The sequence below is a fragment of the Pluralibacter gergoviae ATCC 33028 = NBRC 105706 genome (assembly GCF_001598855.1).
GTDB lineage: Bacteria > Pseudomonadota > Gammaproteobacteria > Enterobacterales > Enterobacteriaceae > Pluralibacter > Pluralibacter gergoviae.
This window is the reverse complement of sequence record NZ_BCZS01000036.1, coordinates 1-21,890: the sequence shown is the minus strand read 5'-3', so window position 1 is coordinate 21,890 and position 21,890 is coordinate 1. Positions and strand designations below refer to the sequence as shown.

Here is a 21,890-nt window from a genome sequence, read left to right as displayed (position 1 = left end):
CCATGAAATCTCACGCGCACTCTCTGAAATCGCCCCCTGATGCCGATACCGCGACGGCGCCGGTGATCCCGCTGCCGGTCACGCCCGTTCGCCGTCGCCGCCATCCCCGGCTGCGTTCGCTGTTCCAGCGTCTCATCCCGCCGTGCTGCGGTATCCTGCTGCTGCTGTTTGTATGGCAGATAGCCGCCCTGTATAGCAAAGGCTTCCCTACGCCGCTGGCAACCTGGGAGGCGGCGCTGCGGCTCTTCGCCGATCCCTTCTATAACAATGGCCCCAACGATCGGGGAATTGGCTGGAACGTGCTGGCCTCGCTGCAGCGCGTGGCGATAGGGTTTAGCCTCGCCGCGCTGGTGGGGATCCCGGCCGGCTTTCTGCTCGGGCGCTTTACCTTTTTCGCGCGCATGTTCAATCCGATTGTCGCCCTGCTGCGCCCGGTCAGTCCCCTCGCCTGGCTGCCGATTGGTCTGCTGCTGTTTCAGCGGGCGGAACCGGCCTCCAGTTGGACCATTTTTATCTGCTCCATCTGGCCCATGATCATTAACACCGCCGAAGGCGTGCGGCGTATTCCTGAGGATTACCTCAACGTTGCCAGCATCCTGCAACTTTCAGAGTGGACGATTATGCGCCGCATCCTGTTTCCGGCCGTGCTGCCGGCGGTGCTCACCGGCGTGCGTCTCTCAATCGGTATTGCCTGGCTGGTGATTGTCGCCGCCGAGATGCTGACCGGCGGCTTAGGGATCGGCTTCTGGATCTGGAACGAGTGGAACAACCTCAACGTCGAAAACATTCTGATTGCCATCGCGATAATCGGCGTGGTGGGTCTGCTGCTTGAGCAGGCCCTGATCCTGCTGGCGCGTCGTTTTAGCTGGGATAAATAGGAGCGCGTACATGAAACCGATTATTGAGGTACAGCAGGTCAGCCAGAGTTTTACCACCGCCCGGGGGGAGTTTCTCGCCCTCGATAGCGTCAGCTTTGCGATCCAGCCAGGGGAGACGGTGAGCCTGATTGGCCACTCCGGCTGCGGTAAATCAACGTTGCTCAATCTGATTGCCGGATTGACCCGGCCTACCCAGGGCGTCCTGCTGTGCGAAAACCGCGAAATTAGCGGCCCGGGACCGGAGCGCGCCGTGGTCTTTCAGAATCACGCGTTACTGCCGTGGCTGACCGCGTATCAGAACGTAGAGCTGGCGGTACAGCAGGTGTTTAAAGGCCGGATGACCCGCAGTGAAATGGCCGAATGGATCGAACACAACCTCCAGCAGGTGCAGATGGGGCACGCCATGCACAAGCGGCCCGGAGAAATCTCCGGCGGCATGAAGCAGCGGGTTGGCATTGCCCGCGCGCTGGCGATGAAGCCGCGCGTTTTGCTGCTCGATGAGCCCTTTGGCGCGCTGGATGCGCTGACCCGCGCGCATCTGCAGGACAGCGTAATGCGCATTCAGCACTCCCTTAATACCACCATCGTGCTGATAACGCACGATGTGGATGAAGCGGTGCTGCTCTCCGATCGGGTGTTAATGATGACCAACGGGCCCGCGGCTAAAGTGGGCGAGATTCTGGCCATTCCGCTGCCTCGTCCGCGCTCCCGCGTGGCGCTGGCGGACGATACCCGGTATCACCACCTGCGCCAGCAGATCCTGCATTTCCTGTATGAAAAGCAGACGGCAACGGCATAAGGAGCAGGTATGCAGCAGCTGATTGTTATCGGAAACGGCATGTCGGGCATTGCCATGGTGGAAGCGCTGCTGCAGCGGGCGCCGGGGCGTTACGCCATCACCGTTATTGGCCGCGAACCGCACGGTAACTACAACCGTATTTTGCTGTCGCCGGTGCTGGGGCGGGAAAAAACCGTTGCCGACGCGCTGACGCACCCGCCGCAGTGGTACGCGCAGCGGGACATAAGCCTGCTGATGGGCGAAGAAGTGCTGCGGGTGGATCTGCGCGCCCGCGAGCTGCATACCGACCGGCGCACGCTGCGCTGGGACAAACTGGTTTTTGCCTGCGGCTCCCGGCCACACATACCCGCGCTGCCCGGTACAGAACGCCCTCACGTGCTGGGATTTCGCACCCTGCGCGACGTCGAGAAAATGCAGGCTCAGCGGGGGCCGGTGGCGGTGCTCGGCGGCGGGCTGCTCGGTGTCGAGGCGGCGGCGGCTCTGCGGCGGACTGGACGCGAGGTGGCGCTTATCCATCGCGGCGCCTGGCTGCTCGATCGCCAGCTGGATCCCCTGGCCGGGGGGCTGCTGCTTCGCCATCTGCAGGCGCGGGGCATCGACTGCCGGCTGGGCGTCTCGCTGCAGCGGGTGGATGACGATCGGGTCACGCTTACCGATGGCAGCACGCTGGCGGCGCAGCAGGTCGTCATCGCCGCCGGCGTCGCGCCCGACATCGCCCTTGCCCGGGACGCGGGCGTGCCGTGCCGGCGCGGGATCCTGGTAGACCGGCAGCTGCAAACGGCGATGCCCGACATCTACGCCCTCGGCGAATGCTGCGAAATCGAAGGGGAAACCTTCGGACTGGTCGCGCCCTGCCTGATGCAGGCCTCCGTGCTGGCCGCCCGGCTGGCGGGCGAACCGGGCGACGACTTTTACTCCCGGGATAGCGGTATGCGGCTCAAGGTCAGCGGCATTGAGGTGTTTAGCGCCGGTGACGTCTCGGAGGCGCCGTCGGTGACCAGCTTCGATCCCCTCTCGGGCCACTACCGGCGGCTTTTTTTGCGCAATGGCGCGCTCCGGGGCGTGCTGCTGTTTGGCGATACCTCTCAGGCGGCAGATTTACTGACGCAACTTCAGCAGGGCGAACGCGCGGATCTCAATACGCTGTTCGGTCTCGACAATGACAGGACGCAGCGACACGCTGCAGGAAAAAGTATGATGAGCAAACCCCTTCTCACCGTCGTCGGCCACGGTATGGTCGGCCACCATTTTCTGGAGCAGATCGTCAGCCGCGGGCTGCATCAGCAGTACCATATTGTGGTCTACGGAGATGAACCGCAGATGGCTTACGATCGCGTGCATCTCACGGAGTATTTTAGCGGCAAGAGCGCCGATGACCTCTCTCTGGTGAGCGAGCGCTTTTTTCAGCAGCACGGCATTGAACTGCGCAGCGGCTGCGAAGTGATGGCTATCGATCCCGTGCGCCGTAGCCTGTGCGATAGCAGAGGTGCCGAGCTGGCGTGGGATAAACTGGTGCTGGCTACCGGCTCCGTTCCGTTCGTGCCGCCGGTGCCGGGGCACGATCTTCCGCGCTGCTTTGTTTACCGCACGCTGGCCGATCTGGATGCCATCGCCGCCTGCGCAGCCACCTCAGCGCGCGGCGTCGTCATTGGCGGCGGCCTGCTCGGGCTTGAAGCCGCCAATGCGCTCAGGCAGCTTGGGCTTAAAACTGAGGTAGTGGAATTCTCCCCGCGCCTGATGGCCGTACAGCTGGACGATGGCGGAGCGCAGATGCTGCACGGAAAAATCAGCGCCCTGGGGGTTGAAGTACACACCAGCAAAGCGACGGAAGCGATCGAGAGCCTGGATGACGGCAGCCTGCGGCTGCGCTTTGCCGATGGCAGTTCGCTGGAGACCGATCTGGTGGTCTTCTCGGCCGGTATTCGCCCGCGCGATGCCCTGGCCCGGGCGGCGGGGCTGGAGGTCGGCGAGCGCGGCGGGATCGTCATTGACGACGCCTGCGCCACCAGCGCCGGCGATATCTACGCCATCGGTGAGTGCGCGCTGTGGCGGGGACAAATCTTTGGTCTGGTCGCGCCGGGCTACCAGATGGCGCGGGTACTTGCCGGGCAACTGGCTCAGGAAGCATCGGCATTCAGCGGCGCGGACATGAGCACGAAGCTGAAGCTGCTGGGCGTCGATGTCGCCTCTTTTGGCGATGCGCACGGGCGTACCGCCGGCAGCCAGTGCTATCAGTGGGTTGATAATCCGAAGGGCATCTATAAAAAGCTGGTGGTCTCGGGAGACGGCAAAACCCTGCTGGGCGGTGTACTGGTGGGCGACAGCAGCGACTATGCCAGTCTGCTGCAAACGATGCTCAACAAACTGCCGCTGCCGGAGGCGCCGGAGAGCCTGATCTTACCGCAGCTGGCCGGCGCGCCCGCGAAAACGTCCGGGATAGCCGCGCTGCCGGAGAGCGCCCAGATCTGCTCCTGCCACAACGTGAGCAAAGGCGACATCTGCGCCGCCGTCCGCAGCGGCTGCGGCGATATCGGCGCCCTGAAAACCCGCACAAAAGCCGCCACCGGCTGCGGCGGCTGCAGCGCGCTGGTCAGGCAGGTGATGGAGCACCAGCTCGCCGACCTCGGCGTGGAGGTGAAAAAAGACGTCTGCGAGCATTTCCCCTGGTCGCGGCAGGCGCTTTACCATCTGATACGCGCAGGCGGGATAACCACTTTCGGGCAGCTGCTGGCCCGTCACGGCCGGGGGCACGGATGCGAGATCTGCAAACCGCTGGTAGCATCCCTGCTGGCGTCCTGCTGGAACGAGTACCTGCTCAAGCCGGCGCACCTGCCGCTGCAGGATACCAACGATCGCTACTTTGCCAACATTCAGAAAGATGGCACCTATTCCGTGGTGCCGCGCGTCGCGGGCGGCGAGATAACCCCCCAGGGCCTGATCGCCCTCGGCGAGGTCGCCGCTGAGTATAACCTTTACACCAAAATTACCGGCGGACAGCGCATCGACCTGTTCGGCGCCCGCCTCGACCAGCTGCCGGCGATTTGGGAAAAGCTGATAGCCGCCGGGTTTGAAACCGGCCACGCCTACGGCAAATCGCTGCGCACGGTTAAATCCTGCGTGGGCTCATCCTGGTGCCGGTACGGCGTACAGGACTCCACCGCCTTCGCGATTGCGCTGGAGCATCGCTACAAGGGGCTGCGCTCCCCGCACAAAATCAAAATGGCGGTCTCGGGCTGCACCCGCGAATGCGCCGAGGCCCAGAGCAAAGATATTGGCGTCATTGCCACAGATAAGGGCTGGAACCTGTACGTCTGCGGCAACGGCGGGATGAAACCGCGCCATGCGGATCTCTTCGCCAGCGATCTTGATGATGAAACGCTGATCCGCTACGTCGACAGGATCCTGATGTTCTACGTCCGCACCGCCGACCGTCTGCAGCGCACCAGCGTATGGATGGAGAATATGGAGGGCGGGCTGGCCTACCTGCGCCAGGTGATCATTGACGACAGCCTGGGCATCGCCGATACCCTTGAGCAGGAGATGCAGCGGGTAGTCGATAGCTATCAGTGCGAATGGCGCACCACTCTGGAAGATCCCTCCCGCCGGGCGCTGTTTACCGCCACCCTCAACAGTGAAGCCCCGGACGAAACCCTGCACTACGCGCAGGTGCGCGGCCAGCGCCAGCCTGCCGGGGCGCAGCGGATCCCGGTGGCGACGCTTCCCGCTGAGCCGTGGGTGGAGATTTGCGATCTGACGGCAATTCCGCAAGAGGCGGGGATCGGTGCGCGTCTGGGCAACCAGCGCGTGGCGCTGTTCCGCTTTGGCGAGAGCATCTATGCCCTGGATGATAACGAGCCGGGCACCCCGGCCAGCGTACTGTCCAGAGGCATTCTCGGCGATGTGGCCGGTGAGCCGGTGGTTATCACTCCGCTGTATAAGCAGCGCATTCGCCTGCGCGACGGTCAGAATCTCGATGCCCCCGAACAGTGGCTGCGCTGCTGGCCGGTCCGGCTCGATCGCGGCAAGGTCTTGCTCGGCAATCAGCCTCTTCAGCGCCTTGCGGAGGTCTCATGAAAACCACCTGCCCTTACTGCGGCGTCGGCTGCGGCGTGGAGATAGACGCGCAGGAACGCCGGGCCCGCGGCGATAGCCTGCATCCGGCCAACGGCGGCCGGCTGTGCGTGAAGGGCGCTTCCCTGGGCGAAACGCTGGGAGCGGAAACCCGGCTGCTCTGGCCGCAGATCGGCGGGCAGCGGGTGACGATGGATGCCGCGCTGGACTACGCAGCCGCCGGCTTGCGGGAAACCATCGCCCGGCACGGCCCCCGGTCGGTCGCCTTTTATGCCTCCGGACAGCTGCTGACCGAGGATTACTATGTCGCCAACAAGCTGATGAAGGGCTTTATCGGCGCCGGTAATATTGATACCAATTCGCGGCTGTGCATGGCGTCTGCGGTCGTGGGCTATAAGCGCGCGCTGGGCGCCGATGCGGTGCCCTGCTGCTACGACGATATTGAGCAGGCGGAGCTGGTCGTCCTGGTAGGCTCGAACATCGCCTGGGCGCACCCGGTCGCGTGGCAGCGGCTGGTACAGGCTAAGCAGCAGCGGCCCGACCTGGAGGTGGTGGTTATCGATCCGCGCCGTACCGCTACCTGCGAGCTGGCCGACCTGCATCTGCCCCTGCGCCCCGGCAGCGATGCCGCGCTGTTCACCGGTCTGCTGCACTGGCTCGCGGCCCATCGGGGGATCGATAACGCGATGCTCCCCCACCTCAATAATGTCGACGCCACTCTGGCGGCCAGCGCCGCCTGGGATCTGGCGGCGGTCGCCGATGCCTGCCAGCTGGAGAAGACCGATATTCTCGCCTTCTGGCAGCGCTTTGCCACCCGCAGCCGGGTGCTGACGCTGTGGTGCATGGGGATTAACCAGTCGCAGACCGGGAGCGACAATACCAGCGCCATCATTAACGCGCACCTGCTGAGCGGAAAAATAGGCCGTCCCGGCTGCGGCCCCTTCTCCCTGACCGGCCAGCCGAATGCGATGGGCGGACGCGAGGTGGGAGGGCTGGCTAATCAGCTGGCGGCGCACATGGGGTTCAGCGCCGAAGAGGTCGACAGGGTCGGCCGCTTCTGGGGCAGCAGCAGCGTCGCGCGGGAGCCGGGCCTGATGGCCGTGGAGATGTTCCGCGCCATGGCGCGAGGCGAGATAAAAGCCGTCTGGATCATGGGGACCAATCCGGCGGTATCGATGCCGGAAGGCAATCTTGTCGCCCGGGCCCTCAAAAGTTGCCCGCTGGTGATTGTGTCTGAGGTCAGCAATGCTACCGACACCAGCGCCTGTGCTCATGTCCTGCTGCCTGCCCAGGGGTGGGGCGAAAAGAGCGGGACGGTCACCAACTCGGAACGCTGCATCTCGCGCCAGCGCCGCTTTATCGATCCCGTCGGCGAGGCGAAACCCGACTGGTGGCTACTGGCGCAGGTTGCCCGGCGCCTGGGCTACGGCGACGCGTTTGGCTGGCAGCACCCCCATGAGGTGTTTACAGAACATGCCGCCCTCTCCGGCTTTGAAAATGCGGGGCGGCGGGCATTTGACATCAGCGGCCTGGCGAATCTCAGCCTGGCGGAGTATGACCAGCTGCTGCCGGTACAGTGGCCGGTGAACGCGGCGGCGCCGCGGGGAACCCAGCGCCTGTTCAGCGACGGGCATTTTTATCACGGCGATGGCAAAGCCCGGCTGCTGCCCGTCGCCATTCCGGCTTATAGCGCGCCGGCGCCCCACTACCCGCTGGTGATGAATACCGGACGCATCCGCGACCAGTGGCATACTATGACCCGAACCGGCAACGTTCCACGCCTGATGCAGCATTTCGACGAGCCTTTTGTAGTGCTGCACCCTCAGGATGCGGCCGCCCACGGACTTTGCGCAGGCGAACTGACGCGGGTTCAGTCGGCGCTCGGCTGGTGGTGCGGGCGGGTGATTACCGATGATGGCCAGCGGCCGGGGCAGATCTTTATCCCCATGCACTGGACGCGCCAGTTCAGCGCCCAGGCCTGCGTGGATGGGCTGGTCGCGGCGCGCTGCTGCCCGCTGTCGGGTCAGCCGGCGCTGAAGCAAACGGATGTCCGCCTGCAGACGCTGCGCGTCGACTGGCAGGGCTGGCTCTGGCAGCGGGAGCGCCGCGATCCCACGCTGCTGGACTACTGGTCGCGCGCGCCGCAGGGACAGGTACAGCGCTATGTCGTGGCGGGCCAGGGCAATGCCGCCGCGTGGCTGAAGCAGCAGCCCGGCATGGACGGCGTTGAGTGGCAGCAGGCAGAGGCCGGGGACCGTGCCCACCTTCTGGGATGGCGCCGCGGCGTACTGGAGTATGCCTTTTACGCTGCGCCATCGTTACCGGACGTCGACCAGGCCTTTATCGCCCAGGCGTTTGCCGTCCAGTTGACCGGGGCCCGGCAGCGGCACGCCCTGCTGGGCGGAAAAGCGATGCACGCAGAGAGTCCGGGACGCACCATCTGCAGCTGCTTTAGCGTCGGGGAGCGGGCTATTGACAAAGCCATTGCGCAGGGATGCCGTACGCCAGCAGCACTGGGGGCCACGCTCAAGTGCGGCACCAACTGCGGGTCCTGTATTCCTGAGCTTAAACAGCTCATCGCGCTGCATTGCGTCGAACAGTAGCCGAGGCCACCATGATTCAGTCAGTCATTGCATTAGATGAACGCTTTCCGCGCCGCGAGCCGCCGCAGACCCTGGGGCAGGTCTGGCTGGTGGGCGCCGGACCCGGCGATGTTGAACTGCTCACCCTGAAAGCGCTGCGGCTGATTAAACGTGCCGACGCCGTGGTCTACGACCGCCTGGTGGGCCCGGCGGTGATGGCCGAGGTGCCGGAGAGCGCTCTGGCGATTGACGTCGGTAAGCAGCCCGGCCGCCACGGGCTTACCCAGGCGCAGATTAACCGGCTGCTTGCCGATCTCGCCCGCAGCGGGCGAACGGTAATAAGGCTCAAGGGCGGCGACCCGTTTATTTTTGGCCGGGGCGGCGAAGAGATGGCGTTTTTACAGCAGTGCGGGATCTCCTGCCAGGTCGTGCCGGGCATTACGGCCGCCGCGGGATGCGCAGCGGCCAGCGGCATCCCGCTTACCCACAGGGATTGCGCCCAGTCTCTGCAGCTGATCGCCGGCCACGGTAAATCCGGCGAACCCAGGCTGGACGACGGCGGCCTGGCGGCTCCAAATCAGACACTGGTCTTTTATATGGGGCTGAAGTGGGCCAGCACCATCAGCGCCAGGCTGCAGTCTCTGGGCCGGGGCGCGGATACGCCGGTCGCCATTATCGAAAACGGCACCCGGCCGGAACAGCGGGTGTTGATAACCACGCTGGCGCAGCTGCCTGCAACCCTCGCGCGCGAACAGCCCCAGTCTCCGGCGCTGCTGGTGGTCGGCGAGGTTGTGCGTTTCTATCGCGAAGGGGGCTGTTTCAATCACCTGTTACCCGCATCCGACGCGATTAACGCGGCTTATGCTGCATGCTGATGCCGCCGATAGCGCTGGCCACCGCGCCAGCGCCTTTACGCTTAAAAGTCGCGACCAGCAAAATCGCGAACAGTTTCATCAGAAATATGTATAATTATTACAGAGAGGTTTTAATTTCTTCGAAAGACGTCGCCGGGACGGTACCTGCGGAAAATGCTATCAGGGCGTTAATGAAACCACGTACATCAAGTAACTTTATATTTATCATATAATTAAAAAAATAAGAAGTTGTCATGTTCTTAACAATGACCGCACATCATCTCAACAATAAAATATAATATATTTACACCCAACGGCCAGTCATAAGTAACTGCTAAGTTTATCAATAAAAACGGAAATATTTTTGTGATAAAAATCACAAAAAAAAGTACGATACATCTTTCTGTTCTAAACTACACTGTAATCAAACAGCACGCCTGATAGCGGCGATTTTTAGTAACCATCATCAACAGGATTTTACATCATGAAAAAACCTCTCATTGCAGCGGCTGTTCTGTTTTCTTTGTTAACCGGCAGTACCTTTGCTGCGCAATTAGTTTCTCAGCAAGATGTTAAACATTTCAAACTGGTCAAAATAGGTACGGTTAACGTAACGCAATCAGGCGGTGCAATATCCTCTCCAAGCGATCTGCATGACAAATTATCTGAACTCGCTGATAAAAAAGGGGGGCAATACTTCCAAATAATTGCTGCTAAACAAATTGGGCCAAATTTTCAGGCCGTTGCTGAAGTTTATAAAGACGCTAATAAGTAAGGCGTTTCACGCGGAGCCGTAGCGTAAGCGCGATCACAAAATAGCGTCATGAGTCGACATATCGTGTTTAACACAGGGTAAGTGGTTAACACGATATCTTATAATAGTTAAATGTAATGAATAACTCCTTAGTAATAACAAAACAATTAAAGTCTTCATCACAAGACGTTAATTTTCATCCGTTAGTTAAAACCCGGAGCGAGATGTGACATATTTAAAAAAGATCACTGTCCTCGTACTGCTCGGTACATCAGGCTTAATGTCGCTCTCTTCTCCCGCTCTGGCTGAAATAACGGTACTGGAAAAAAATCAGTTTAATAATACGCTACTGGATCCACTGAGTTTTGAAGTTGGCGGCAGTATCCGACCAGAATTTATCTGGAATAACGGCGATGAGCCCGGCTACGATAAAAACGGCCACGACGGCGGGACGCGTTTTCGCTTCGGCGCCGATTATGCGCTGACCTCACACACCTCTATCGTTGGTTATTACGAGTGGGGCGTTGATATCGCCCACGTGCTGAGCATGGACGCCCACTACAATCACGACAACCCGGATGACTTCCAGCGCCAGTTATACGGCGGGATCAAAGACGATCGCTACGGTAAATTGACCTTCGGCCATCAGTACGGTGCCTATTATGATGCCGTAGGCGTTAAAAGCGACGTCTGGGATAACGACGGCCACGCCAGCGCCAACTGGATCGGCATCGGCGGCGATTACGACGGCGGCGAACGTCCAAAGAATACGCTTAAATACACCAACACCTTTGGCGATTTAACCCTGATTGCCGATTATCTGCTGCCTGAAGATCAGAAATGGATGGGCGACGATATGTACTACCGCCGCAACCACGGCGGCGGCCTCGGCGTCGACTATGCGCTGCAAAAGGATTTAAACATCAGCGCCGCGGTCAACCAGACGAAAGCGACCATTAAGGACTCCACCGGCCAGAGCAAAAGCTATAAGCAGCAGTTCTCAGGCGCCGCGATTACCTGGCAGCCGGATAACTGGTATCTGGTCGGCACGGCGACCTACTACAAGCACTATGTGCCGACCACCCGCACCCAGACTGTCGATCACTACTTCTCGGGCGACGGTTACGGCCTTGAAAGCTTCGCAGGTTATACCTTCCAGATAAATAAACCGCTGCTGCAGTCTATTCAGCCTTATGTCGGCGCGGATACTCTTCGCCTGAAGGGCGAAGAGAACTATCACGCCAACCACGTTTATCTCGGTATGTATACTCAGGTGGCCTACGGCTTCTCGTTCTACCTCGAGCGGACGATTGCAACCACCTCCGATGATGAACCCGATACGACCTGGTTCACCATCTATTATGATTTCTGATTCAGAAGCATAATCCGGATACGGCCAGTCGTTAACGGCACAAAGCGGCTGGTCGCCCCGTCACGATTAACCCACTCTTTAGCGCGAGAGCGCAGAGCCGGGCAACAGCGCCCCCGCAATCTGAAAAGAAGAGCCCGATCGCTCTTTTCCCCTCAACGGCGCCGCGGCGGGATCTTCAGTTCCTTCCTTCTCCGGCATATGAATAAGCTTTAGACATATTGTATACTCCGCCCTTTCTGAGCAATGTACTGTATAAAAAATGTCAAAAATTGGTTTTGTGTCGCTGGGCTGCCCGAAAAACCTGGTCGACTCCGAGCGCATCCTCACCGAACTGCGCACCGAAGGCTATGACGTGGTCTCCAGCTACGACAATGCCGATATGGTCATCGTCAACACCTGCGGCTTTATCGACAGCGCCGTGCAGGAGTCGCTGGAGACCATCGGCGAAGCGCTGAAAGAGAACGGTAAAGTCATCGTCACCGGCTGCCTCGGCGCCAAAGAGGATCAGATCCGCGAAGTGCACCCGAAGGTGCTGGAAATCACCGGCCCGCACAGCTACGAGCAGGTGCTGGAGCACGTCCACCACTACGTGCCGAAGCCGCAGCACAACCCGTTCCTGAGCCTGGTGCCGGAACAGGGCGTGAAGCTGACCCCGCGCCACTACGCCTATCTGAAAATTTCCGAAGGCTGCAACCACCGCTGCACCTTCTGCATCATTCCGTCGATGCGCGGCGATCTCGACAGCCGGCCGATTGGCGAAGTGCTGGACGAGGCTAAGCGTCTGGCGGAAGCGGGCGTGAAGGAGCTGCTGGTGATCTCCCAGGACACCTCCGCCTACGGCGTGGACGTTAAGCACCGCACCGGCTTCTGGAACGGCGCGCCGGTGAAGACCAGCATGGTCAGCCTGTGCGAGCAGCTGGCGAAGCTCGGCATCTGGGTGCGCCTGCACTACGTCTATCCGTACCCGCACGTGGATGACGTCATTCCGCTGATGGCGGAAGGCAAAATTCTGCCCTACCTCGATATTCCGCTGCAGCACGCCAGCCCGCGCATTCTCAAGCTGATGAAGCGCCCCGGTTCGGTGGATCGCCAGCTGGCGCGCATCAAGCAGTGGCGCGAGATCTGCCCGGAGCTGACCCTGCGTTCGACCTTTATCGTCGGCTTCCCCGGCGAAACGGAAGAAGATTTCCAGATGCTGCTGGACTTCCTGAAAGAGGCGCGGCTGGACAGGGTCGGCTGCTTCAAGTACAGCCCGGTCGAAGGCGCCACCGCCAACGCGCTGCCGGACCCGGTGCCGGAAGAGGTGAAGGAGGAGCGCTGGAACCGCTTTATGCAGCTGCAGCAGCAGATCTCCGCCGAGCGCCTGCAGGAGAAGGTAGGCCGCGAAATCATGGTGATCGTTGATGAAGTGGACGAAGAAGGCGCGATTGGCCGCAGCATGGCCGATGCCCCGGAAATCGACGGCGCGGTGTACCTGAACGGCGAAACCGGCGTTAAGCCCGGCGACGTGCTGCGGGTCAGGGTTGACCACGCCGACGAATACGACCTGTGGGCGTCTAAGCTCTAGCCTCCGCCGCCGCGCTAAAAAGCATCAGCCGTACTGCGCCTGGTGCTTTTTTTTGCGCGCGAGATAGTCCGCGTCGGCCCGCAGCCGGTCCCACTCGGCCTTGAAGATAGCCGCCGAGGCGGCCTTCTCTTCGTTGATTTCGCGCGGCAGCTCCTTACCGTCCTCGCCGTACTTGCGCCCGCCCCTGTGGTTGGCGTAGCGCCGGGCGCGGGTATAGCCCATCTGGATAAACTTGCGCGCCATGTCCATGCCGACAAAATCGTCCGCCGCCCGGTACTGCTCGAACAGGCGCATAATCTCCCGCGCCGAGGCCTCGGCAATCTCCGGCGTCTTAAAGCGCCAGTGGGGCAGGATCTCGCTTTTATAGGGCTCGACCATCAGCACGCCCTGCTCGCCGCGCCCCACCTGGTAGCGCTCCGGGTGCCGGCGAAAGTCGATATTGTTAAAGTCCTGCTGATAGTCAAACGGCTTTTTCATCGCGCCCGCCTCAGGTTTTCAGCTTCGGATCGAGGGCATCGCGCAGGCCATCGCCCAGCAGGTTAAACGCCAGCACGGTGAGGAAAATCGCCAGCGCCGGGAACAGCGCCACGTGCGGGGACATCACCATATCCGCCCGCGCCTCGTTGAGCATCGCGCCCCATTCCGGGGTCGGCGGCTGCGCGCCGAGGCCGAGGAACGACAGGCTGGCGGCGGAGATAATCGCCGTGCCGATGCGCATGGTGAAGTAGACGACGATCGACGAAAAGGTGCCCGGCAGAATGTGGCGAAACAGAATCGTCGCGTCGCTGGCGCCGATGCTGCGCGCCGATTCGATAAAGGTCTGGTGCTTAAGCACCAGCACGTTGCCGCGCACCAGGCGGGCGAAGGCGGGCACCGAGAAAACCGCCACCGCGATCACCACGTTGGTCATGCCGCTGCCCATCACCGCGACCATGGCGATGGCCAGCAGGATGCCGGGAAAGGCGAACAGCACGTCGCAGACCCGCATAATAAGCCGGTCCCACATCCCTTCGTAGTAGCCCGCCAGCAGCCCGAGCACGGTGCCCGCCGCGGCGCCAATCAGCACCGACAGCACGCCGGCGGTGAGCGAAATCCGGGCGCCGACCAGCACCCGGCTGAAGATATCGCGCCCCAGCGAGTCGACGCCGAACCAGTGGACCAGCGAGGGCCCATCGTTAAGCCGGTCGTAGTCGAAGTAGTTTTCGGCGTCATAGGGCGCGATCCACGGCGCCAGCAGCGCCACCGCCAGCAGCAGCAGGACGAAAATCGCCGCCGCCATCGCCACCGGCTGATGGCGAAAGCGCCGCCAGAACTCGCCGGCGGGCGTGCGGATGGCGCCGGGCTGAACGCCCGGCAGCGCCTTGGTGACCGCCTGACGGCGCCAGTTGAGTATCTGCACTTATTTGTACCTGATAGCCGGGTTGATGGCGGCATAGAGCACGTCCACCAGCAGATTGATAAGAATAAACTCCAGCGAAAACAGCAGCACCTCCGCCTGGATCACCGGATAGTCGCGCATCTCCACCGAATCCACCAGCAGGCGGCCGAGGCCGGGCCAGTTAAAGACCTTCTCCACCACGATGGAGCCGCCGAGCAGAAAGCCGAACTGCAATCCCATCATGGTCACCACCGGGATCATGGCGTTACGCAGGCCGTGCTTGAGCACCACCCGCGTTTCGCTGACGCCCTTGGCGCGGGCGGTGCGCATATAGTCTTCGTGCAGCACCTCAACGAACGAGGCGCGGGTGAAGCGCGCCATCACCGCCGCCACCGCCGCGCCGAGGGTCAGCGACGGCAGAATGTAGTGCCGCCAGCTGTCGGCCCCGACGGTGGGCAGCCAGCCGAGCTGCACGGAGAAGACCTGCATCAGCAGCATACCGAGGGCAAAGGCGGGAAAAGAGATCCCGGCCACCGCAATCGCCATCCCGAGCTTGTCCGGCCAGCGGTTGCGCCACACCGCCGCCGCCAGCCCCATCGCCATGCCGAACACCACCGACCAGCCCATGCTGGTAAGCGTCAGCCAGAAGGTCGGCATAAAGCGGCTGGCGATCTCTTCCGATACCGGGCGGCGGGAGACCATCGAGGTGCCGAAGTCGCCGGTCAGCGCCTGGGTGATATAGTGCCAGAACTGCACGTACAGCGGCTGGTCCAGCCCCAGCTGCTGGCGGACCATCTGCACCACCTGGCCGTCGGCCTCCGGCCCGGCGATCAGCCGCGCCGGATCGCCGGGCAGCAGGTGGACAAACAGAAACACCAGCACCGCGACGATAAACAGCGTCGGTATCAGGCCCAGCAGGCGCTTAAGGACGTAGTTGAGCATTACTTCAGGTCGGCCTCGTCAAAGCTGAAGCCGGTATCCGGCATAGTGTAAAACCCGGTCAGGTTTTTGCTGTGGGCCGAGACCAGCTTCTCTACCACCAGCGGCACCCACGGCGACTCCTGCCAGATGATCTGCTGGGCGTCCTTATACAGGCGCGCCTTCTCGCCGTCATCGCTGGTTTTCAGCGCCTCGGCCAAGTCTTTATCCACCTGAGGATTACTGTAGAAGGCGGTATTGAACTGCGCGGGCGGCCAGCTCTGGGTGGCGAACAGCGGGCTCAGCGCCCAGTCGGCCTCGCCGGTCGAGGCGCTCCAGCCGGTATAGAACATCCGCACCCCGCTCTCTTTCTGCCCCTTGGCTTCCACTTCGGCGGCGCGCTGGCCGGCGTCCATCGCCGTCACCTGGGCCTTGATGCCCACCTGCGCCAGCTGCTGCTGGGTGAACTGCAGCACCTTCTGGGCGGTGCTGTGGTTGTGGGAGGACCACAGGGTGGTGGAGAAGCCGTTGGGGTAGCCCGCCTCTTTCAGAAGCTGACGGGCCCTGGCCGGATCGTAGGGCCAGGCCTTGAAGCTCGCCGAGTAAGCAATGGCCGGCGGCAGCACGCCGGTGGCCGGGGTGGCGTAGCCGGCAAAGGCTACCTTCACCAGCGCCTGGCGGTTGATGGCATAGTTAATGGCTTCGCGCACTTTCGGATTGTTAAACGGCTTTTGCGTGACGTTCATGCTGATGTAGCGCTGCATGATGGAGGGGCTTGCCACCAGCTCCAGCTTGCTGTTTTTCTCCAGCAGCGGCGCCTGCTCGTAGGGGATCGGGAAGGCGAACTGCGCCTCGCCGGTCTGCAGCATCGCCGCGCGGGTGTTGTTGTCCACCACCGGGCGCCAGGTGATGCTGTCGAGCTTCGGTAGGCCCTGCCGCCAGTAGCCGGCAAACTTCTTCACCTTGACGAAATCGGTCTGATTCCAGGTCTCCAGCTGGTAGGGACCGGTGCCCACCGGATGGAAGCCGATATCCTTGCCGTACTTCTTCAGCGCGGCGGGGGAGATCATCGCCGTCGCCGGATGGGCGAGAATATTGATAAACGCCGAGAAGGGCTGCTTAAGGGTGATTTTCACCGTCTGCGGATCGACGGCCTCGGTGCTGGCGATATTTTTATACAGGTTATAGCGCTTGAGGTGATTGTCCGGGTTGCTGGCGCGGTCGAGGTTAACCTTTACCGCATCGGCGTTAAAGTCGGTGCCGTCCTGAAACTTGACGTTCGGGCGCAGCTTGATGGTATAGACCAGACCGTCTTTCGAGACCTGATAGCTCTCGGCCAGCACGTTCTGTACTTTCATATCCTTATCGAGGCCGAACAGACCCTGGTAGAAGGACTTCGCCACCGCCTGAGAGAGCGTGTCGTTGGCGTCGTAGGGATCGAGGGTGGTGAAGTTGGATCCGACCGCCACCACCACATCTTTCGCCGCCCACGCGGAGCCTGCCGCCAGCGCGGAGGCGACGCCGAGCGCCAGCAGCCATTTACCTGAAACGCGAGTTGCCATCTTCTTCTCCTGATTTTATAAGCGCGAAAGGACGCCGGGCGGCTCTTCGCGAGCAACATAGTGTCCGGGCGTAACCTGCACCAGCGGAACGCTGGCCAATTTTTCTCCCCGCGGCCAGATGTTGCCCGGCAGCTCGTCGGACAGCAGCACGCGCTGCGGATGACGGTGCGCCGGGTCCGCCACCGGAACGGCGGCCATCAGCTTGCGGGTGTAAGGGTGCTGCGGGTTTTCAAACAGCGCGCGGCGCGGCCCCATCTCGACGATCCGCCCGCGGTACATCACCGCCACGCGGTGGCTGATGCGCTCCACCACCGCCATGTCGTGGGAAATAAACAGATAAGAGACCCCCAGTTCGCGCTGCAGATCCATCAGCAGATTAATAATCTGCGCGCGGATGGAGACGTCCAGCGCCGATACCGCCTCGTCGGCGATGATCACTTTCGGATTCAGCGCCAGCGCCCGGGCAATGCAGATGCGCTGCCGCTGGCCGCCGGAAAACTCGTGCGGGTAGCGCCAGGCGTGCTCCGGCTGCAGGCCGACGCGCTCCAGCAGCCAGGCGACCCGCCTGCGGGCATCCTCATCGGACATCACCTTATGCACCCGCAGCGGCTCGAGGATCGAGTAACCGACGGTCTGGCGCGGGTCGAGGGAGGCCCAGGGACCCTGAAAAATAAACTGGATATCGCGGCGCAGCGGCTGCAGCTCGCTGTCTGCCAGGGTGTCGATGCGCCTGCCGTCAAAGGTGATGCTGCCGCCCTGGGTGGCCACCAGCCGCAGCAGCGCCCGGCCGGTGGTGGACTTACCGCAGCCGGACTCGCCCACCAGCGACAGCGTTTCGCCGGGCCAGAGGTCGAAGCTCACCCCCTCCACGGCGTGGACCTCGCGGGTGACGCGATTGAACAGGCCGCTGCGCAGCGGGAAGCGGGTCACCAGATCCCGCACCTGCAGCACCGGTTCCCCGGACACTACGGTATTCTGCGGCGGCCCCTCCTGCTCCTCGCCGTCGCCATTGAGCAGCGGGAAGCGGCGCGGCAGATCGCTGCCCCGCATGGCGCCCAGTCTCGGCACCGCCGCCAGCAGCGCCTGGGTATAAGGATGCTGCGGACGGCTGAAGATCGCCTCTACCGGGCCGCTTTCAACCGCTTCGCCCCGGTACATCACCAGCACGCGGTCGGCGATATCCGCCACCACGCCCATATCGTGGGTAATAAAGATCACACCCATAGACATCTCTTTTTGCAGGACGCCGATAAGCTGGAGGATCTGCGCCTGAATGGTGACGTCCAGCGCGGTGGTCGGCTCATCGGCGATCAGCAGCGACGGGCGGCAGGAGAGCGCCATGGCGATCATCACCCGCTGGCGCATGCCGCCGGAGAGCTGGTGCGGATAGCGCTTTAGCATGGTATCGGCGTCGGGAATGCGCACCTGGTCGAGCATTTTTTTCGCCGCCCGCAGGGCCTCGTTCCGGCCCAGCCCCTGGTGCAGGCGAATCGACTCGGCGATCTGCTCCCCGACGGTAAACACCGGGTTGAGCGAGGTCATCGGCTCCTGAAAAATCATCGCCATATCCGCCCCGCGCACCCGCCGCATCTGCGCGGCGGACCGATCGGCAAGCTCTATCACCTCCCGGCTGCGGCGGCAAAGGCGCATCTCTGCGCTGCTGACCGCGGCTCCGGACTGATCCAGCAGGCGCATCAGCGCCAGGGCGGTGACCGATTTGCCGGAGCCGGACTCGCCGACGATGGCCAGCGTTTCGCCGCGCCCGAGGCTGAACGAAAGGTCTCTGACCACCTTCTGCTCGCCAAAGGCGATGGTCAGATTACGCACCGCCAGCACATCGCCGGCGTCTGTCCTGTGGCTCTGGGGCACGCGGCCTCCCTTCAACGATAAATACCGACCGTGGGCTCATCCCCGGCGTAAGCATAGGCGCGGTACATGCCTTCACTGTTAAACGGCAGCACCACGTTGCCCTCCCGGTCGATGGCAATCAGGCCGCCGCTGCCGCCCAGCGCCGGCAGCTTCTCCATCACCACCCGCTCGCAGGCGTCATTCAGGCTCAGACCGCCGTACTCCATCAGGGCCGAAATATCATACGCCGCCAGCGTACGCATAAAGACCTCACCGGTGCCGGTGCAGGAGACCGCCACGCTGGCGTTATTGGCATAGCAGCCCGCGCCGGGCAGCGGGCTGTCGCCCACCCGGCCCGGCAGCTTATTGGTCATGCCGCCGGTGGAGGTGGCCGCCGCGAGGTTGCCCGCCTTATCCAGCGCCACCGCGCCGACGGTGCCCATCTTCAGGCGCTCGTCCAGCGGCGCGGCGTCGTGGTCGAGGCGCACGGCCCCTTCGGCCTGCGCCTCGCGCAGTTGCGCCAGACGCTCCGGCGTGGAAAAGTAGCGGTTATCGACCTGCTCCAGGCCCTGCCGCCGCGCAAAAACCTCGGCGCCTTCGCCAATCAGCAGCACGTGGGGGCTGGACTCCAGCACCGCCCTCGCCGCCAGAATCGGATTTCGCAGATGCTTCACGCCCGCCACCGCCCCGGCGTGCAGGGAGTAGCCGTCCATCACGCAGGCGTCCAGCTCGTGCGTTTCCTCGGCGGTAAACACCGCCCCCGTCCCGGCGTTGAACAGCGGGCACTCCTCCAGCAGGCGCACCGCCTCGGTGACCGCATCCAGCGCGCTGCCCCCGGCTTCCAGCAGCCGCTGCCCCGCCTCAACGATGCTAAACAGCGCCTGTACATACTCCTGCTCCCGCGCGGGCGTCAGCTGCGCGCGGCTAATCGCGCCGGCGCCGCCGTGAATAGCGATAACCGCGTTGCTCATAGGGTGATTCCTTTTTCTCTGCGCCGGGCTTTTTCTATGAATATCATTATTGTGCCCACAGATTTATATGATTTTTGAATATAGAAAGTGCGGCCATAGATGTAAAGCGGGAGTGCAAGCGCATACAGTCAGTCAGGCTTTTCTGCCATAATGGCGGGATAACTGATTTGCCGCAGGAGTAAACCATGGATTTTAATGCCGGGCTAATGCCGCTGGAGACCGCGCTTGAGCAAATGCTCAATCACATCAAGCCCCTGACCGAAACCGAAACGCTGCCGCTGGCACAGGCGTTTGGCCGCATTCTCGCTGAGGACGTCGCCTCGCCGCTGGACGTGCCGGGATTTGATAACTCGGCGATGGACGGCTACGCGGTGCGCCTCGCCGATCTGGCGCTGAACCGGCCGCTGCCGCTGGCGGGCAAAGCTTTTGCCGGGCAGCCGTTCAGCGGCGAGTGGCCGGCAGGCACCTGCGTGCGCATTATGACCGGCGCGCCCGTTCCCGACGGCTGCGAGGCGGTGGTGATGCAGGAAGAGACCGAACAGGCTGAGGGCGGCGTGCGCTTTACCGCCGCCGCCAGCGCGGGCCAGAACATCCGCCGCCGCGGCGAGGATATCGCCGCCGGGCGGCCGGTCTTCACCCGCGGTACGAAGCTGACGGTGGCCGAGCTGCCGGTGCTGGCCTCGCTGGGCATTGACAAGGTTAGCGTCGTGCGGCGCGTCCGCGCGGCGGTGTTCTCCACCGGCGACGAGCTGCGGCTGCCGGGCGAGCCGCTGGCCGCCGGGCAAATTTATGACAGCAACCGGCTGGCGGTCCACCTGATGCTGGAGCAGCTCGGCTGCGAGGTGATTAACCTCGGGATTATTGCCGACTGCCCCGAGAAGCTGCGCGCGGCCTTTATCGAGGCCGACCGCCGGGCGGACGTGGTGATAAGCTCCGGCGGCGTCTCCGTCGGCGAGGCGGACTACACCAAAACCATTCTCGACGAGCTGGGCGAAATCGCCTTCTGGAAAATCGCCATGAAGCCGGGCAAGCCCTTTGCTTTCGGCACGCTGAGCAATAGCTGGTTCTGCGGCCTGCCGGGCAATCCGGTCTCTGCGGCGGTCACTTTCTATCAGCTGGTGCAGCCGCTGCTGGCGAAGCTCAGCGGTCATCCCGCCGGGCAGCCGACGCGTCTGCGGGTGCGCGCCGCCACGCGGCTTAAAAAGTCGCCCGGCCGCCTCGACTTCCAGCGCGGCGTGCTGCGGCGCAGCGCCGACGGCGCGCTGGAGGTGGCGACCACCGGCAACCAGGGCTCCCACGTGTTCAGCTCCTTCAGCCAGGCCAACTGCTTTATCGTGCTGGAGCGCGAGCGCGGCAGCGTCGAGGCCGGAGAGTGGGTCGAGGTGGAGCCGTTTAATTCGCTGTTCGGAGGCCTGTGATGGCCGCCGAGCTGACCGATGCGGAGATGATGCGCTACAACCGGCAGATCGTCCTGCGCGGGTTTGATTTTGACGGCCAGGAGGCGCTGAAGGCGGCATCGGTGCTGGTGGTCGGCCTCGGCGGGCTGGGCTGCGCGGCGGCCCAGTACCTGGCGGCGGCGGGCGTCGGCCGCATGACTCTGCTCGATTTCGACACCGTCTCGCTCTCTAACCTCCAGCGCCAGACGCTGCATTCAGACGCCACGATCGGCCAGCCGAAGGTGGACTCCGCCCGCGCGGCGCTGGCGCGCATCAATCCGCATGTCGTTCTGACGGCGATTAACGCCCTGCTGGACGACGCGGCGCTTGAACAGCAGATTGCCGCCCACGACCTGGTGCTCGACTGTACCGACAATGTGCAGATCCGCAACCGGCTCAACGCCGGCTGTTTCGCCCATAAAGTGCCGCTGGTGTCGGGGGCGGCCATCCGCATGGAGGGCCAGGTGTCGGTGTTTACCTACGGCGAGGGCGAGCCCTGCTACCGCTGCCTGAGCCGCCTGTTCGGCGAAAACGCCCTGACCTGCGTCGAGGCCGGGGTGATGGCGCCGCTGGTCGGCGTGATTGGTTCCCTGCAGGCGATGGAGGCCATCAAGCTGCTGGCCGGCTACGGTACGCCCGCCGCCGGTAAAATCGTGATGTATGACGCGATGACCTGCCAGTTCCGCGAGATGACGCTGATGCGCTTCGCCGGGTGCGAGGTGTGCGGGGGAGCGGGCCCTCATTCCTGAGACTGTCTCTTAGTCATATTTTTATTGAGAGATCGCGTTAGGATGCTCTAAAAAACAATATGTTACGGATGGTGGAATAGTTCCGTTCACTATAAGAACTCCGCATTTCTGTAAAGCTTTCTGCGGTGAACGTGTCAAGGGAGCTCGCCGT

The 21,890-nt window shown here is 62.6% G+C and carries 16 protein-coding genes; 10 read left to right on the top strand and 6 right to left on the bottom strand.

Features of this window, described 5'->3' with window-relative positions:
- The first annotated feature begins 2 nt into the window (after nucleotides 1-2).
- From ntrB to rimO, 8 genes are all read left to right on the top strand, one after another.
- Entirely contained in the window at nucleotides 3-878 is an 876-nt protein-coding gene (ntrB, locus tag ENGE1_RS22640; RefSeq protein ID WP_043084918.1) for a nitrate ABC transporter permease, read from the top strand.
- A 10-nt stretch (nucleotides 879-888) separates the two neighbouring features.
- Entirely contained in the window at nucleotides 889-1,677 is a 789-nt protein-coding gene (locus tag ENGE1_RS22635) for an ABC transporter ATP-binding protein (protein WP_048252318.1), read from the top strand.
- A 9-nt stretch (nucleotides 1,678-1,686) separates the two neighbouring features.
- Nucleotides 1,687-5,751: a nitrite reductase large subunit NirB gene (gene nirB / locus ENGE1_RS22630; protein ID WP_073971333.1), complete on the top strand. Its 4,065-nt coding sequence runs from the start codon at nucleotides 1,687-1,689 to the stop codon at nucleotides 5,749-5,751.
- The gene (locus ENGE1_RS22625) at nucleotides 5,748-8,351 is read left to right on the top strand and encodes a nitrate reductase (protein WP_048252317.1); all 2,604 of its coding nucleotides are present in this window, start codon (nucleotides 5,748-5,750) and stop codon (nucleotides 8,349-8,351) included. The genes nirB and ENGE1_RS22625 overlap by 4 nt, the downstream gene beginning before the upstream one ends.
- Before the next feature lie 11 nt (nucleotides 8,352-8,362).
- A complete protein-coding gene (gene cobA, locus ENGE1_RS22620; RefSeq protein WP_080732690.1) occupies nucleotides 8,363-9,205 on the top strand; it encodes a uroporphyrinogen-III C-methyltransferase in 843 nt (280 codons plus the stop codon).
- A 463-nt stretch (nucleotides 9,206-9,668) separates the two neighbouring features.
- Nucleotides 9,669-9,959, top strand: a complete 291-nt coding sequence (locus tag ENGE1_RS22615) for a YdgH/BhsA/McbA family protein (protein ID WP_043084924.1) — start codon at nucleotides 9,669-9,671, stop codon at nucleotides 9,957-9,959.
- Between the two features lie 259 nt (nucleotides 9,960-10,218).
- Nucleotides 10,219-11,310 carry a porin gene (locus ENGE1_RS22610; protein ID WP_048286458.1) on the top strand — a complete coding sequence of 364 codons (1,092 nt, stop codon included), beginning with the start codon at nucleotides 10,219-10,221 and terminating at the stop codon, nucleotides 11,308-11,310.
- Nucleotides 11,311-11,569: 259 nt separating this feature from the next.
- Complete coding sequence (gene rimO / locus ENGE1_RS22605; protein ID WP_043084928.1) at nucleotides 11,570-12,877, top strand: 30S ribosomal protein S12 methylthiotransferase RimO; 1,308 nt, start codon at nucleotides 11,570-11,572, stop codon at nucleotides 12,875-12,877.
- Between the two features lie 24 nt (nucleotides 12,878-12,901).
- Here rimO and ENGE1_RS22600 read toward each other — a convergent pair whose 3' ends face one another.
- Genes ENGE1_RS22600 through iaaA form a run of 6 tightly spaced genes read right to left on the bottom strand, consistent with a single transcriptional unit; the run spans nucleotide 12,902 to nucleotide 19,554 of the window.
- Complete coding sequence (locus ENGE1_RS22600) at nucleotides 12,902-13,354, bottom strand: DUF4385 domain-containing protein (protein ID WP_048252316.1); 453 nt, start codon at nucleotides 13,352-13,354, stop codon at nucleotides 12,902-12,904.
- 10 nt (nucleotides 13,355-13,364) lie between these two features.
- The gene (gene gsiD, locus ENGE1_RS22595) at nucleotides 13,365-14,276 is read right to left on the bottom strand and encodes a glutathione ABC transporter permease GsiD (RefSeq protein WP_048252315.1); all 912 of its coding nucleotides are present in this window, start codon (nucleotides 14,274-14,276) and stop codon (nucleotides 13,365-13,367) included.
- On the bottom strand, nucleotides 14,277-15,197 hold the full coding sequence (gene gsiC / locus ENGE1_RS22590) for a glutathione ABC transporter permease GsiC (RefSeq protein ID WP_048252314.1): 921 nt from the start codon (nucleotides 15,195-15,197) through the stop codon (nucleotides 14,277-14,279).
- Nucleotides 15,197-16,735 (bottom strand): glutathione ABC transporter substrate-binding protein GsiB, encoded by a 1,539-nt coding sequence (gsiB, locus tag ENGE1_RS22585; RefSeq protein WP_045287085.1) that lies wholly within the window; start codon nucleotides 16,733-16,735, stop codon nucleotides 15,197-15,199. Before gsiB ends, gsiC begins: the two co-directional genes overlap by 1 nt.
- 15 nt (nucleotides 16,736-16,750) lie before the next feature.
- Nucleotides 16,751-18,604 (bottom strand): glutathione ABC transporter ATP-binding protein GsiA, encoded by a 1,854-nt coding sequence (gene gsiA / locus ENGE1_RS22580; RefSeq protein ID WP_064360765.1) that lies wholly within the window; start codon nucleotides 18,602-18,604, stop codon nucleotides 16,751-16,753.
- An 11-nt stretch (nucleotides 18,605-18,615) separates the two neighbouring features.
- Nucleotides 18,616-19,554 carry a beta-aspartyl-peptidase gene (gene iaaA / locus ENGE1_RS22575; RefSeq protein ID WP_043084936.1) on the bottom strand — a complete coding sequence of 313 codons (939 nt, stop codon included), beginning with the start codon at nucleotides 19,552-19,554 and terminating at the stop codon, nucleotides 18,616-18,618.
- 185 nt (nucleotides 19,555-19,739) lie between these two features.
- Between iaaA and moeA the strand changes: the two genes are divergently transcribed.
- On the top strand, nucleotides 19,740-20,972 hold the full coding sequence (moeA, locus tag ENGE1_RS22570) for a molybdopterin molybdotransferase MoeA (RefSeq protein WP_048252312.1): 1,233 nt from the start codon (nucleotides 19,740-19,742) through the stop codon (nucleotides 20,970-20,972).
- Nucleotides 20,972-21,739 carry a molybdopterin-synthase adenylyltransferase MoeB gene (gene moeB, locus ENGE1_RS22565; protein WP_048252310.1) on the top strand — a complete coding sequence of 256 codons (768 nt, stop codon included), beginning with the start codon at nucleotides 20,972-20,974 and terminating at the stop codon, nucleotides 21,737-21,739. Before moeA ends, moeB begins: the two co-directional genes overlap by 1 nt.
- Nucleotides 21,740-21,890: the final 151 nt, after the last annotated feature.

Coding starts and splice junctions, on each gene's coding strand:
- gsiC (WP_048252314.1), bottom strand. CDS start 15,197: ATGCTCAACTACGTCCTTAAGCGCCTGCTGGGCCTGATACCGACGCTG.
- ENGE1_RS22600 (WP_048252316.1), bottom strand. CDS start 13,354: ATGAAAAAGCCGTTTGACTATCAGCAGGACTTTAACAATATCGACTTT.
- iaaA (WP_043084936.1), bottom strand. CDS start 19,554: ATGAGCAACGCGGTTATCGCTATTCACGGCGGCGCCGGCGCGATTAGC.
- nirB (WP_073971333.1), top strand. CDS start 1,687: ATGCAGCAGCTGATTGTTATCGGAAACGGCATGTCGGGCATTGCCATG.
- ntrB (WP_043084918.1), top strand. CDS start 3: ATGAAATCTCACGCGCACTCTCTGAAATCGCCCCCTGATGCCGATACC.
- ENGE1_RS22625 (WP_048252317.1), top strand. CDS start 5,748: ATGAAAACCACCTGCCCTTACTGCGGCGTCGGCTGCGGCGTGGAGATA.
- rimO (WP_043084928.1), top strand. CDS start 11,570: ATGTCAAAAATTGGTTTTGTGTCGCTGGGCTGCCCGAAAAACCTGGTC.
- cobA (WP_080732690.1), top strand. CDS start 8,363: ATGATTCAGTCAGTCATTGCATTAGATGAACGCTTTCCGCGCCGCGAG.
- ENGE1_RS22635 (WP_048252318.1), top strand. CDS start 889: ATGAAACCGATTATTGAGGTACAGCAGGTCAGCCAGAGTTTTACCACC.
- gsiB (WP_045287085.1), bottom strand. CDS start 16,735: ATGGCAACTCGCGTTTCAGGTAAATGGCTGCTGGCGCTCGGCGTCGCC.
- moeA (WP_048252312.1), top strand. CDS start 19,740: ATGGATTTTAATGCCGGGCTAATGCCGCTGGAGACCGCGCTTGAGCAA.
- moeB (WP_048252310.1), top strand. CDS start 20,972: ATGGCCGCCGAGCTGACCGATGCGGAGATGATGCGCTACAACCGGCAG.
- ENGE1_RS22610 (WP_048286458.1), top strand. CDS start 10,219: ATGTCGCTCTCTTCTCCCGCTCTGGCTGAAATAACGGTACTGGAAAAA.
- ENGE1_RS22615 (WP_043084924.1), top strand. CDS start 9,669: ATGAAAAAACCTCTCATTGCAGCGGCTGTTCTGTTTTCTTTGTTAACC.